General features: G+C 74.6%; 10 protein-coding genes. 8 read left to right on the plus strand and 2 right to left on the minus strand.

What is annotated here, in order from left to right:
• Positions 1–26: 26 nt before the first annotated feature.
• Complete coding sequence (locus OG823_RS28745) at positions 27–2,105, plus strand: primosomal protein N' (protein WP_371482999.1); 2,079 nt, start codon at positions 27–29, stop codon at positions 2,103–2,105.
• A 99-nt stretch (positions 2,106–2,204) separates the two neighbouring features.
• Here OG823_RS28745 and OG823_RS28750 read toward each other — a convergent pair whose 3' ends face one another.
• On the minus strand, positions 2,205–2,777 hold the full coding sequence (locus OG823_RS28750; protein WP_371483000.1) for a hypothetical protein: 573 nt from the start codon (positions 2,775–2,777) through the stop codon (positions 2,205–2,207).
• A gap of 268 nt (positions 2,778–3,045) precedes the next feature.
• Here OG823_RS28750 and def point away from each other — a divergent pair, with 268 nt between their 5' ends.
• The 3 genes from def to OG823_RS28765 all read left to right on the plus strand — a co-directional run bounded on the left by def (position 3,046) and on the right by OG823_RS28765 (position 6,197).
• Entirely contained in the window at positions 3,046–3,591 is a 546-nt protein-coding gene (gene def / locus OG823_RS28755) for a peptide deformylase (protein WP_371483001.1), read from the plus strand.
• A 46-nt stretch (positions 3,592–3,637) separates the two neighbouring features.
• The gene (gene fmt, locus OG823_RS28760) at positions 3,638–4,573 is read left to right on the plus strand and encodes a methionyl-tRNA formyltransferase (protein WP_371483002.1); all 936 of its coding nucleotides are present in this window, start codon (positions 3,638–3,640) and stop codon (positions 4,571–4,573) included.
• Positions 4,574–4,760: 187 nt separating this feature from the next.
• Complete coding sequence (locus OG823_RS28765) at positions 4,761–6,197, plus strand: RsmB/NOP family class I SAM-dependent RNA methyltransferase (protein ID WP_371483003.1); 1,437 nt, start codon at positions 4,761–4,763, stop codon at positions 6,195–6,197.
• Between the two features lie 157 nt (positions 6,198–6,354).
• Here the strand turns inward: OG823_RS28765 and OG823_RS28770 are convergent, their stop codons facing one another.
• Positions 6,355–7,566, minus strand: a complete 1,212-nt coding sequence (locus OG823_RS28770; RefSeq protein WP_371483004.1) for a helix-turn-helix domain-containing protein — start codon at positions 7,564–7,566, stop codon at positions 6,355–6,357.
• 558 nt (positions 7,567–8,124) lie between these two features.
• Between OG823_RS28770 and OG823_RS28775 the strand changes: the two genes are divergently transcribed.
• The 4 genes from OG823_RS28775 to OG823_RS28790 all read left to right on the plus strand — a co-directional run bounded on the left by OG823_RS28775 (position 8,125) and on the right by OG823_RS28790 (position 12,726).
• A complete protein-coding gene (locus OG823_RS28775; protein WP_371483005.1) occupies positions 8,125–8,748 on the plus strand; it encodes a hypothetical protein in 624 nt (207 codons plus the stop codon).
• Positions 8,749–9,130: 382 nt separating this feature from the next.
• Positions 9,131–10,804, plus strand: a complete 1,674-nt coding sequence (locus tag OG823_RS28780) for a DUF6801 domain-containing protein (protein ID WP_371483006.1) — start codon at positions 9,131–9,133, stop codon at positions 10,802–10,804.
• Positions 10,805–10,969: 165 nt separating this feature from the next.
• Positions 10,970–11,950, plus strand: a complete 981-nt coding sequence (locus OG823_RS28785; protein WP_371483007.1) for an ABC transporter ATP-binding protein — start codon at positions 10,970–10,972, stop codon at positions 11,948–11,950.
• Positions 11,875–12,726, plus strand: a complete 852-nt coding sequence (locus tag OG823_RS28790) for an MlaE family ABC transporter permease (protein ID WP_371483008.1) — start codon at positions 11,875–11,877, stop codon at positions 12,724–12,726. The genes OG823_RS28785 and OG823_RS28790 overlap by 76 nt, the downstream gene beginning before the upstream one ends.
• Positions 12,727–12,770: the final 44 nt, after the last annotated feature.

The raw sequence follows: 12,770 nt of genomic DNA on the forward strand, positions 1-12,770 counted from the left end.
CGCACCCGAGTGGTACTACTGGAGCGATGAGCAGCGCAGACGAGGGTGGGGGGAGCGGGGCGCCGGAGCAGCTCGCCTTCATCCGCGAGACGGTCCGCCGTGCCAAGCCGCGCACCTGGCTGGGCGCCCAGCGGGCGGCCGAGCTGCCGGTGGCCCGGGTCCTGGTGGACAAGGGGCTGCTCCACCTCGACCAGTTCTTCGACTACGCCGTGCCCGCCAACCTCGCCGACGACGCGTTGCCCGGCGTCCGGGTGCGGGTGCGTTTCGGTGCGCGGGTGGTGAACGGGCGGCGCGAGGGCGGGGAGCTGCACGACGGCTTCATCGTCGAGCGCCGTGCCGACAGCGACTACGCCGGGCCGCTCGCGCCGCTCGCCCAGGTGCTCTCGTCCGAGCAGGTGCTCGGACCGGAGCTGCTGCGGCTGTGCCGGACGGTCGCCGACCGCTACGCGGGCACGCTGGCGGACGTCCTCCAGCTCGCGGTGCCGCCCCGGCACGCCAAGGCCGAGGCCGAGCCCTCGCCGCCGCCGCTGCCGCCGCCCGCCGCCCCCGGACCGGGCAGCTGGAGCCGCTACCCGCAGGGGCCGGAGTATCTGACGGCGCTCGCCGAGCGGCACGCGCCCCGCGCGGTGTGGACCGCGCTGCCCGGCCCCGACTGGCCGCAGGAGATCGCCCGGGCGGTCGCCGCCACCCTGGCGGGCGGGCGCGGCGCCCTGGTGGTCCTGCCCGACGGACGCAGCACGGCCCGGGTCGACGAGGCGCTGACCGAGCTGCTCGGTGGCGGCCACCACGCCACCCTCGCCGCCGACCTCGGCCCCAAGGAGCGCTACCGCCGCTGGCTGGCGGTCAGCCGGGGCTCGGTGCGCGCCGCCGTCGGCACCCGGGCGACGATGTTCGCCCCCGTCCGGGATCTGGGCCTGGTGGTGGTCTGGTCGGACGGCGACGGCAGCCACTCCGACCCCCGCGCGCCCCACCCGCACGTGCGGGAGGTGGCGCTGCTCCGGGCCGCCGAGGAGGGCGCGGGCGTGCTGCTTGGGGGGCTCACGGTCACCGTGGAGGGCGCGCAGCTGGTCAGCACGGGCTGGGCCAGGTCGCTGGCCGCGGACCGGGCGACCGTCCGCGAGGTGGCCCCCCGGGTCCGTACCGTCACCGACCTGGACCAGGCCAGGGACGCCGCCGCGCAGGCCGCCCGGCTGCCCAGCCTCGCCTGGAAGGTCGCCCAGGAGGCGCTGGCCTCGGGGCCGGTGCTGATCCAGGTGCCCCGGCGCGGCTACGTACCCCGGCTGGCCTGCGGGCGCTGCCGCACGGCCGCCCGCTGCCGGCGCTGCGAGGGGCCGCTGGAGGCCGCCTCCTCGGCCGAGCCGCTGCGCTGCGCCTGGTGCGGGGAGGCGGAGCCCTCCTGGCACTGCGCCGAGTGCGGCTCGTTCCGACTCCGGGCCCAGGTGGTGGGTGCCCGGCGCACGGCGGAGGAACTGGGCAAGGCCTTCCCGCGGATCCCGGTCCGCACCTCCGGGCGGGACGCGGTGCTGGCCTCGGTGCCGGCCGAACCCGCCCTGGTGATCTCCACACCGGGCGCCGAACCGGTCGCCGAGGGCGGCTACGCGGCCGCGTTGCTGCTCGACGGCTGGGCGCTGCTCAGCCGCCCCGACCTGCGCGCGGGGGAGGAGACCCTGCGGATCTGGCTGACGGCGGCCGGGCTGGTCCGGCCGGCCGCCGAGGGCGGCACGGTGGTGGTGGTCGCCGAACCGACCACCCGTCCGGTCCAGGCGCTGGTGCGCTGGGACCCGGCGGGCCACGCGGCGACGGAGCTGGCCGAGCGGGCCCAGCTGCACTTCCCACCGGTCTCCCGGATGGCCTCCCTGACCGGTTCGCCGGCCGCCGTGGAGGACCTGCTCGGGTTGGTCCGGCTGCCGGAGGGCGCGGACGTGCTCGGCCCGGTGCCGGTGCCCGGCGGCCGGGGCGAGGAGGTCGAGCGAGCCCTGCTGCGGGTGCCGCCGGGCCAGGGCTCGGCCCTCGCCGCCGCGCTGAAGGCGGCGCAGATCGCGCGGATCGCGCTGCGCACGCCGGACCCGGTCAAGGTGCGGATCGATCCGCTCGACATCGGTTGAGACGGCCCGCCGTGCGCCGGTCGGCCCGGGGCGCCCGCCGCCGGCCGGGCCGGGGGCACCCGCCCCGGCCCGCCGGCGGTGTCGGTGACGGGCGGCGGGTCAGCCGCGGATCGGCAGGCCCGGCCTGCTGAGGCCGCCCTGGCGGGCCGCCGGGACGGTCGTGGCCAGCCCGGACGGGCCCACGGCGGCCTGCCCCGGCACGGTGGCACCCAGGCCGGCCGTCGCGTGCGCCGGCACCCCCGCGACGGCGATCTCCTCGGCCCGCTCGCCCCGGCCCGGCCCCGCGGGCGGCGGGACGGTGCCCGCCGCGAGCAACTCGCCGGCCGGCCGCCGCATGCCGTAACGGCGGTGCACGGCCTGCTTGGTGACACCCAGCGCGGAGCCCACCGAATCCCAGGAGAAGCCCAGCGCGCGGTCGAACTCGACCGCCGCCGCCACCAGCGTCTCCACGCTCTCGCGCAGTTCCTGCGCCAGCCGTACGGTCGGAGCCGGAGCGCGCCCGTACACCACGAAGCCGGCCGAGGTGCTCGGCCGCCGGGGGCGGTAGACGTTGCCCAGTTGGGCGGTGAGCGTCCGCAGCGCGTCGACCTGCCGCCTCACCCGCTCGATGTCCCGCACCAGCAGGTGCAGGCTCGCCCGAGCCCGGGCGTCGTGATTGATCTGCTCGGCCATGGCCTACGTGCCACCTTCCGTACGGTCAGCCCGGCCGGGCGGCTACCCGTGCCCCGGCCGGTCCCACTCGGTCAATCCCACTCGGTCAATCTCACTTGACCAACGCCCGAGCGGGGCCGGGGTCACGCAGCCGGACCCAACCGGCTCGGACGAACACCCGGCGCTCTCCCGTACGGGCTTGCGAGGGCGGCCGGGCGCGCCGGTCGGATTGCATAGACTTGTCACCGTCCAGCAGACCGCGAGCCCGACCCGACAGGAGAGCGCCACCGTGCCGATCCAGCCGATCCGGATCTTCGGTGACCCCGTCCTACGGGCCACCGCCAGGCCGGTGACCACCTTCGACAAGGAACTGCGCACGCTGGTCCGGGATCTCACCGAGACCATGCTCGCCGCTCCCGGAGCCGGCCTCGCCGCTCCCCAACTCGGCGTCTCACTCCGGGTGTTCACCTACCACGTGGACGGCGTGACCGGGCACCTGGTCAACCCCGAACTCAGCCTGACGGACGAGGAGCAGGACGGCCCCGAGGGCTGCCTCTCGCTGCCCGGCCTGCGCTTCGACACCCGCCGTGCGTACGGCGTGGTCGCCAGGGGCTTCACCATGTACGGCGACCCCGTGACCGTCGAGGGCACTGAGCTGCTCGCCCGCTGCATCCAGCACGAGACCGACCACCTGGACGGGATCATCTTCATCGACCGCCTCGACCGCGAGCGCCGCAAGGCCGCGCTCAAGGCGGTCCGGGAGGCCGACTGGGGCGAGGGTCCGGCCCCGACCGTCCGGATCTCGCCGCACAGCACCTTCGGCAGCGCCCGCTGACCCGCCGTCACCACCACCGCCCAGTCCCCTCCCCGGAAGGCCCTTGATGCGCCTCGTCTTCGCCGGCACCCCCGAGGTCGCCGTTCCCGCCCTGGACGCCCTGCTCGCCTCCGACCGGCACGAGGTCGTCGCGGTGGTCACCCGCCCCGACGCCCCCGCCGGGCGCGGGCGCAAGCTGGTCGCCAGCCCCGTCGCGCAGCGCGCCGAGGAGGCCGGGATCGAGATCCTCAAGCCCGCGAAGCCGAGCGACCCGGAGTTCCTGGCCAGGCTCGCCGAGCTCGCGCCGGACTGCTGCCCGGTGGTCGCCTACGGCGCGCTGATCCGCCCCGGCGCGCTGGAGATCCCCACGTACGGCTGGGTCAACCTGCACTTCTCGCTGCTGCCCGCCTGGCGTGGCGCGGCCCCCGTGCAGCACGCCGTGATGGCCGGGGACGAGGTGACCGGCGCGTCCACCTTCCTGATCGAGCAGGGCCTGGACTCCGGTCCGGTCTTCGGCGTGATCACCGAGGAGATCCGCCCCGCCGACACCAGCGGCGAGCTGCTCGACCGGCTGGCCCACTCCGGCGCGCGGCTGCTGGCCGCGACCATGGACGGCATCGCGGACGGCGGCCTGTACGCCGTGCCGCAGCCCGCCGACGGCATCTCGCTGGCCCCGAAGATCAGCGTCGAGGACGCCAGGATCGACTGGAGCCACCCCGCGCTGCGGATCGACCGGGTGGTCCGCGGCTGCTCCCCGGCGCCCGGCGCCTGGACGACCTTCCGGGGCGAGCGCCTCAAGGTCTCCGGCCCGGTGAAGCTGCTCACCGACAGCGCCGAGCTCGCCCCGGGCGTGCTCGCGGTCGGCAAGAACAGCCTGCGGGTCGGCACCGGCAGCCACGACGTCGAGTTCGGCGAGGTGCAGCCGCAGGGCAAGAAGCCGATGCGCGCGGCAGACTGGGCGAGGGGGGCCCGGATCGAGTCCGGCGAGCAGCTCGGACTCTGACCGCCGGCGCGGCCCGCCCCGGGCCCACCGGCCGGGCCCCGACGGCCCCGCACCCGCGGTCGTACCCGCCCGCAGCTCCACGCACCTGACGTTCCACGCACCCGCAGTCCCACGCACCCGCAGTCCCACGCACCTGACGTTCCACACATCCGCAGTCCCACACATCCGCAGCACATTGAGGCACCTCGTGACCACCCCCAGCGCCAAGCGCCCCCCTCGCCCGCACCGCCGCCCCAAGAAGGACCCGGCCCGCACCGTCGCCTTCCGCGCCCTGCGCGCCGTGGACGAGCGCGACGCGTACGCCAACCTGATCCTCCCCTCGCTGCTCCGCGAGGCCGAGCAGAAGCACGCCATGGACCGCCGCGACGCGGCCCTGGCCACCGAGCTGGTCTACGGAACCCTGCGGCTGCGGGGCACCTACGACGCGATCATCGCCGCCTGCATCGACCGGCCGCTGCGCGAGGTCGACCCGCCGGTCCTGGACGTGCTCTCGCTCGGAGCGCACCAGCTGCTCACCACCCGGATCCCCAGCCACGCCGCCGTCTCCGCGACGGTCGAGCTGGCCCGCGGCGTCCTCGGGGACGGCAAGGCCAAGTTCGTCAACGCCGTCCTGCGCCGGATCAGCGCCCAGGACCTCGACGCCTGGATCGCCCAGGTCGCCCCGCCGTACGAGAAGGACGCCGAGGACCACCTCGCGGTCGTCCACTCCCACCCGCGCTGGGTCGTCTCCGCGCTCTGGGACTCGCTCGGCCGCTGGCAGCCGGACGCCTCCGGGCGGACCGCGATGGAGGAGCTGCTGAGCGCCGACAACGAGCGCCCGGAGGTGACCCTGGTGGCGCGCCCCGGCCGGGCCACCGCGGAGGAGCTCGGCCGGGCGCTTCCCGAGTCCACGCCCGGGCGCTGGTCGCCCTACGCGGTGCGGCTCGCCGAGGGCGGCGACCCGGGCACCCTGGAGCCGGTGAAGGAGAACCGGGTCGGCGTCCAGGACGAGGGCAGCCAGCTGGTCGCCCTCGCGCTCGCCGCCGCGCCGCTGGACGGCCCCGACCGGCTCTGGCTGGACGGCTGCGCCGGCCCCGGTGGCAAGGCCGCCCTGCTCGCCGCGCTCGCCGCCCAGCGGGGTGCGGCCCTGGTGGCCAGCGAGAAGCAGCCGCACCGGGCCCGGCTGGTGGCCCGCGCGCTGGAGGGCAACCCCGGCCCGTACACCGTGATCGCGGCCGACGGCACCAACCCGGCCTGGCGGCCGGGCGCCTTCGACCGCGTCCTGGTCGACGTCCCCTGCTCCGGCCTCGGCGCGCTGCGCCGCCGCCCGGAGGCACGCTGGCGCCGCCGGCCCGAGGACATCGCCGCCGTCGGCCCGCTCCAGCGCGACCTGTTGCGCGGCGCCATCGCCGCCACCCGGATCGGCGGGGTGGTCGGCTACGCCACCTGCTCCCCGCACCTGGCCGAGACCCGGGCCGTGGTGGACGACGTGCTGCGCGACGAGGGCGGCCGGCTGGAGTGGATCGACGCCCGCCCGCTGCTGCCCGGGGTGCCCGCCCTCGGGGACGGGCCCGACGTGCAGCTCTGGCCGCACCTGCACGGTACCGACGCGATGTACCTCGCGCTGCTGCGCCGTACGGCCTGATCGGTCCGGTCCGTCCGACCTGGTCCGTCCGGTCCGGTCCGGATCGACCCGTCCGACCCGTCCGACCCGTACGCGCACGTCCGTCCGGTCCGACCCGTCCGACCCGTACGCGCACGTCCGTCCGGGCCGTCCGTGCGGCGCTTCGGCCGGCCCCCGCTCAGGCGGGGGACTGGCCGCGGTGCCGCACGTGCAGGGCCCGGAGCGCCACCTCGGTCGCGAACCGGTCGTCGGGGTCGACGAGTTGCTCGCCGAAGGCGCGGTCGAGGATGCGCATCCGGTAGCGCACGGTCTGCGGGTGCACGCCGAGCAGGTCCGCCATCTGGGCGGCCGTGCCCCGGGTGGTGAGCCAGGTCAGCAGCGTGTCGACCAGCCGCCCCCGCTGGGCGGCGGTGAGCGCGGAGAGCGGGCCGAGGTACTTCTTCGCGAGCTGCTCGACCAGGGCCGGATCGCCCAGCAGCCAGAGCGAGAGCAGGTGGTCCTCGCAGGCCAGCACCGGGCTGTCGTCGATGATGCCGGCCGCCGCGAGGGCGAGGGCGTGCCGGGCCCAGCGCAGCGAGTCCGCCGCCTCGGCCAGCGGGGTGGTGAGGCCGTACGCCGCGCGGCAGCCCGCCAGCGCCCGGTCGAGGCGGGCGCGCCGCTCGGCGGTGAGCGGTCCCGGCACCAGCAGGTGCGGCTCGGGCACCGTCAGATCGAGCAGGACGTCCTTGTCCAGAGCAACGGTCGACGGCTTCGTCCCGGCGTCGACGGCGACCAGGGTGACCTCGGCCGGTAACGGCCAGGCCGCGTGCTCGGCCAGCTCCGCGAGCGCGCTGCGGGCCACCGACGACCCGGTGAGGATCCGCCGTAGCAGTTGTCGGCGCCGGTTGTCCGGCTCCTCGCCCAGCTCCGCCATCGCCTGAAGGTAGCCCTCCCGGGAGAGCGCGGCGAGATCGCCCATGTAGGCGAAGAGGGCGTCGGCGAACGCCAGCATGACGGTGGCGGAGAGGTTGTAGCGCTTGCCGAGCGTCCTGGCCCTGCGCAGCGCGGTCTGACAGCCGATCCGGTACGCCTCCTGCAGCATGTCCAGGCTGCGGCCCTCGTACGCCTCGAAGCGGCCGAAGCGGCGGCAGATGTCGTCACGCAGCACCGTCGTCGCGGTGGGCACGGCGATCTGGTCGACGAAGGCGGCGATGTTCTGCTCGATGCCGAGCCGGATGACCCGGGCGTTGGGACCGTCCATCAGCGGCTTGTACTCCGGTATCGCGCTGACGATCTCGGCAGCCATCTCCCGCAGTAGGCCGGGGAGTTCGGGTCGCATGATCACGGCGAGCTCGCGCGGCATCGGCCCCATCGGCTCGCCGCGCTCGGTCGACTGTCTGGCTACGGCCATACCTGTCCCCCTGACTCTCCGATGCCTGACGGTGCGTGGCCCCGGGCGTGCCGGGGCCCGCGGGTGACGGTGCAGGTGCGGAGCTTCGGTCGATGGCCCGGCTCCGGCGCGCTGGTGGGGAGCGGCCGAGGCGGTGGCAGCGGATCGCGTACAACTCAGTGCGGCTGCGTGAAAGATAGACCACGGTGTATGCGGAGCGCAGCACCCCGGACACAGAAACCTCACCTCCGGGCGGCGCCCCCGGCCCGGCGGCCGGCCGGGGCGTCGGCGGTGGGGCGGGCCGGTCCCGTGCGGGGAGGGCCGCCGGAACGCCGCCGAAACCACTCGCTTGTTTATAAAAGAGCGGGGCCATTTGCTGTCCGGATGACAAAGGAATACCAGCCGGTAGGTAACGCCGAAGAAAGTATGGCGAGGCTGTTGCACCGCTGGGTTACCCATGCGTAACGTCCCTGTTCATCAGGCCGCCGGAGGAATTCGGGAGCAGCCGAATTCCACGGCCGGCGGTCCGGGTCACCGCTTTTCAGTAGGCCCAGCGACCCTCTCCCGAAAGGATCTACCGTGCGCAAGCTCACCACGAGCGCGATGGTCATCGCCGCCGCATTCACCGCGGCGGCCGGCCTCGCCGCGAGCCCCGCATTCGCCGCCCCCACCTGGACCGTCACCCCCGGTGGCGCCTGGAAGGCCAGCGCCGCCTCGCCGAAGCTCACCGACACCAAGACCGGTACCAAGCTCACCTGCACCTCCTCCAGTGCGGCGGGCACGCTGGCGAGCGGCACCGGCCTGTCGGGCACCGGCATCTCCTCCATCACCTCGGTCGGCTGGGTCAGCTGCTCGGGCCCGCTCGGCATCACCTTCACCGTCACCGCCCAGGGCCTGCCGTGGAGCCTCAACGCGGTCTCCTACGTCGCCGGCACCGGCACCACCACCGGGACCCTGACCGGTGTCAAGGCCCACATCAGCGGCGCCGGCTGCACCGCCGACTTCGCCGGCCCGACCAGCACCAGCACGGCCACCCTCACCGGCACGTACGTCAACTCCAGCCACACCCTCACCCTCAGCGGCGGCGACCTGCACGCGTACAACGTGTCGGGCAGCTGCCTCGGGCTGATCAACGGCGGTGACGCGGCCACCTACAGCGCCGCGTACGTCCTGTCCTCGGCGCAGACGATCACCTCCCCCTGATCCGGCACCCGGGCCCGCCGTCCTTCCGGGCCCCGGGTACCGCCGCGGCGCCCCACGGCCGGACACCCCCCGGTCCGTGGGGCGCCGCGGACGCTCGCGGCACTCAACGGAGGACAATATTCCGCTGCGGATTTGTCAATCCGTGACAAGAAACCGGCCTCGGGTCGGATCGCTCGACATTCCCCGGTTCGATCACTTGTCGCTGCTTGTTACCGGCCCGTACTGTCCAGTGCCCGGAGAAGTTCGCGCCGCAAGTGTCCGCAATCGTCCGCGCCGTGGTCTGTTCCGCGGCATTTCCCCTCCCGCGGTCCGGGAATTCGGCCGTGCCCCGCCGGCGGGTCCGCCGGTCCGACCCTACGAGCCAGTCCGAGGAGCCATCGCCATGGGCGAAGCAGTGGGCCGGCGCCGAACGTGGCGGCCGGCGGCGATCAGTACCGCGGCCCTGCTGGCCGGTCTGCTGCCGGCCGCGGCCTGGTCGGCCGACGGGCCGGCCGGCCCGGTGAGCCTGGCGTACGACTGCCGCTCCGCCCAGGGCGCACCGCAGCGGGTGACGGTCGCCGTCACGCAGTCCTACCCGGCCGAGGGCGCGGTCGGCCGGCCCGTCCAGCCGGGCCCGCCGACCGCGACGATCACGGTGCCCCGCGCGGCCGCGGCCGCCCTGCTCCCGGCGGCGGCCGAGACCGTCGGGGGCACCGGGCGGCTCACCACCCTTGTCTCCCAAGGAAGTTCCACGGCCGAGGCGCACTGGGACGCCCTGGCGGCCCCGGCCGTCCCGCTGACCGGGACGGCCGACGTCCTCCTCACCTTCACCGGTCCGGTCCCGGCGGTGACGGTGTCCGCCCCGGGGGAGGTCACCTTCACCGCCGGCGACCTCGCACTCGCGCTGACCACCGGCGGTCCGGGCCCGGCGACGGCCGTCCTGCTGAGCTGCACGCAGCCGGCCGGCCGGAGCGCCCGGCTGGGCACCGTGGCGGTGCCGGCCCCGGACTCCGCGTCGCCCACCGTCTCGCCGTCGCCGTCGCTGTCGCCGTCGCCCGCCTCCTCGCCCTCGCCCGGAGACGCGACCGGTTCCGCGAGTGCGTCTCCGAGTACCGGGCCCAGTGCGACGGCAGCCCCGGCCGCCGGAGCCACCGGCCCCTCGGCAGCGACCGGTTCGACCTCGCCGGCCCCGTCGGAGCTGGTGGTGCCCCGGGGCCGACGGCCCGCCGACGGCACCATCACGGTCGACGAACCCGTCCACTCGGGCGTCGACGCGTGCCCGGACGCCCCCACCGGCGACCTCGACCCCACGCGGCTGCCCCCGGTGCCGGACGGCGCGATCGTGCTGCCGATGCCCGGCGCCGACCCCTTCGAACCGGTACCGGCCTGCGCCTTCGCCGTCGGCTACGCGAACGTCGGCAAGCTCGGCGGGGCGGCCCTGGTCAACGACCCGCGCAAGCAGCCCGCCATGGTGCGGGTCGACATGCACAAGCGGATCGTCATGCTCTGGACCGACGACGGCAGCCCCGGCTACATCGAGGCGGACGGCATCGGCGCACTCGACCTCCCGCCGGCCGAGTCCACCTTCCTGACCTTCGGGTTCATGCCGACCACCGCCAAGATGAAGCTGACCCCGGTCGGCCCGCTGACCTTCACCGTGGTCGGCAACACCGACTGGGACCAGCCGGTGCTCACCGCCGTCGGCGGCTACCAGTCGCTCAGGCTGTACGACGTCGAGGTCAACGGCACGCCGCTGGACGTCGGGCCGAACTGCCACACGGTCGATCCGGTCGACCTCACGCTCAGGGGACGGCAGGACGCCGGGATCAGCTCCGACGACGGCAAGCCGGACTACACCGTCCAGACGGGCGGACCCCTCGCCGCCGAGAACCTGGTCATCCCGGCGTTCACCGGCTGCGGCACCGGCGGGGAGGACCTCAGCCCGCTGTTCACCGCCGCCGTCTCCGGGGCCGGCAACTCCCTCAACTTCATCCAGGGCGCCCTGTGCACCCCCACCAGCGACCAGCCCAACGGCTGCCTGCCGGAGATCGAGATGCCCAGCCCCCCGCACCGCTGACCCGCACCGCTGACCCGCATCGCCTGCCCCTGCCCGTGCCCCTGACCCGCATCGCCTGCCCCTGCCCGTGCCCCTGACCCGCATCGCCGGCCCGCACCGCCCGGCTCCGCCGCTCCACCCCGCCCGCACCCGCAACCACAGCCGCTCGCACCCCCGGGAGGTGTCATGGGAATCGAAGTGATCGTCGAAGGTCTGACAAAGTCCTTCGGCCAACAGACCGTCTGGCAGGACGTCTCGCTCACGCTGCCCCCCGGCGAGGTCAGCGTCCTGCTCGGCCCCTCGGGCACCGGCAAGACGGTGTTCCTGAAATCCGTCATCGGGCTGCTCAAGCCCGAGCAGGGCCGGGTACTGGTCAACGGCGTCGACATGGTGAACAGCCCCGAGCGCGACATCTACGAGGCCCGCAAGCTGTTCGGCCTGATGTTCCAGGACGGCGCCCTGTTCGGCTCGATGAGCCTCTTCGACAACATCGCCTTCCCGCTGCGCGAGCACACCCGGACCAGGGAGTCCGACATCCGCCGCATCGTGATGGAGCGGATGGACATGGTCGGCCTGCTCGGCGCCGAGGGCAAGCTCCCCGGCGAGATCTCCGGCGGCATGCGCAAGCGGGCCGGCCTCGCACGGGCGCTCGTCCTCGACCCGCAGATCATCCTCTGCGACGAGCCGGACTCCGGCCTCGACCCGGTACGCACCTCCTACCTCTCCCAACTCCTGATCGACCTCAACGCGCAGACCGACGCGACCATGCTGATCGTCACCCACAACCTCGACATCGCCGCCACCGTGCCCGACAACATGGGCATGCTGTTCCGCCGCGGCCTGGTCGCCTTCGGCCCCCGGGAGCTGCTGCTGACCAGCGAGGAGCCGGTGGTGCGGCAGTTCCTCAGCGGCCGCCGGCAGGGCCCGATCGGGATGTCCGAGGAGAAGGACGAGGCCACCCTGGCCGACGAACGCCGCGAGGCGGGCGACCTGCCGCACGCGCCCAGGGCCCTCGCGCCGCAACTCGAACCCTCGCCCGGGCTACCGGCGCGCTCCGCAGTGCAGCGCCGCCGGGCGCGCGTCCTGGACATGTGGGAGCAACTGCCCGCCGCCGCCCGGGACGCGCTGCGCACCACCCCCGTGCCGGTCCGGGGGGAGCCGGCATGACCGCCGCCGCCCGGCTGGCCGGGCCGCTGCGCCAGAGCGGCCGGCTCTTCGCGCTCTCCGCCACCACCGTCCGCGAGACCTTCCGCCGTCCGTTCCAGGTACGGGAGCTGATCGAGCAGTTCTGGTTCGTCGCCAGCGTGACGATCCTGCCCGCCGCGCTGGTCTCGATCCCGTTCGGCGCCGTCATCGCGCTCCAGGTCGGCTCGCTGGCCCAGCAGTTGGGCGCGCAGTCGTTCACCGGCGGGGCGAGCGTGCTGGCCGTCATCCAGCAGGCCAGCCCGCTGATCGTCGCGCTGCTGATCGCGGGCGCCGGCGGCTCCGCGATCTGCGCCGACCTCGGCTCGCGCACGATCCGCGAGGAGCTCGACGCGATGGAGGTGATGGGCGTCTCGCCCGTCCAACGCCTGGTCGTCCCCCGGGTGCTGGCGACCATGCTGGTCGCCGTCCTGCTCAACGGCCTGGTCTCGGTGGTCGGCACGCTCGGCGGCTACTTCTTCAACGTCGTCCTGCAGCACGGCACTCCCGGCGCCTACCTCTCCAGCTTCTCCGCGCTCGCCCAGCTGCCCGATCTGTACATCAGCGAGTTCAAGGCGCTGGTGTTCGGCTTCGTCGCCGGGGTGGTCGCCGCCTACCGGGGGCTCAACCCCCGGGGCGGACCGAAGGGGGTGGGGGACGCCGTCAACCAGTCGGTCGTCATCACGTTCCTGCTGCTGTTCTTCCTGAACATGGTGCTCACGGCGATCTACCTGCAGATCATCCCGCAGAAGGGAGCCTGACCCGTGGCCCTCGTCGACAAGAACCCCGCCGGGAAGCCGCCCGG

Origin of the sequence: Kitasatospora sp. NBC_00315, from assembly GCF_041435095.1 — a bacterium.
Lineage (GTDB): Bacteria > Actinomycetota > Actinomycetes > Streptomycetales > Streptomycetaceae > Kitasatospora.

Coding starts and splice junctions, on each gene's coding strand:
- OG823_RS28745 (WP_371482999.1), top strand. CDS start 27: ATGAGCAGCGCAGACGAGGGTGGGGGGAGCGGGGCGCCGGAGCAGCTC.
- OG823_RS28750 (WP_371483000.1), bottom strand. CDS start 2,777: ATGGCCGAGCAGATCAATCACGACGCCCGGGCTCGGGCGAGCCTGCAC.
- fmt (WP_371483002.1), top strand. CDS start 3,638: ATGCGCCTCGTCTTCGCCGGCACCCCCGAGGTCGCCGTTCCCGCCCTG.
- OG823_RS28770 (WP_371483004.1), bottom strand. CDS start 7,566: ATGGCCGTAGCCAGACAGTCGACCGAGCGCGGCGAGCCGATGGGGCCG.
- OG823_RS28780 (WP_371483006.1), top strand. CDS start 9,131: ATGGGCGAAGCAGTGGGCCGGCGCCGAACGTGGCGGCCGGCGGCGATC.
- OG823_RS28785 (WP_371483007.1), top strand. CDS start 10,970: ATGGGAATCGAAGTGATCGTCGAAGGTCTGACAAAGTCCTTCGGCCAA.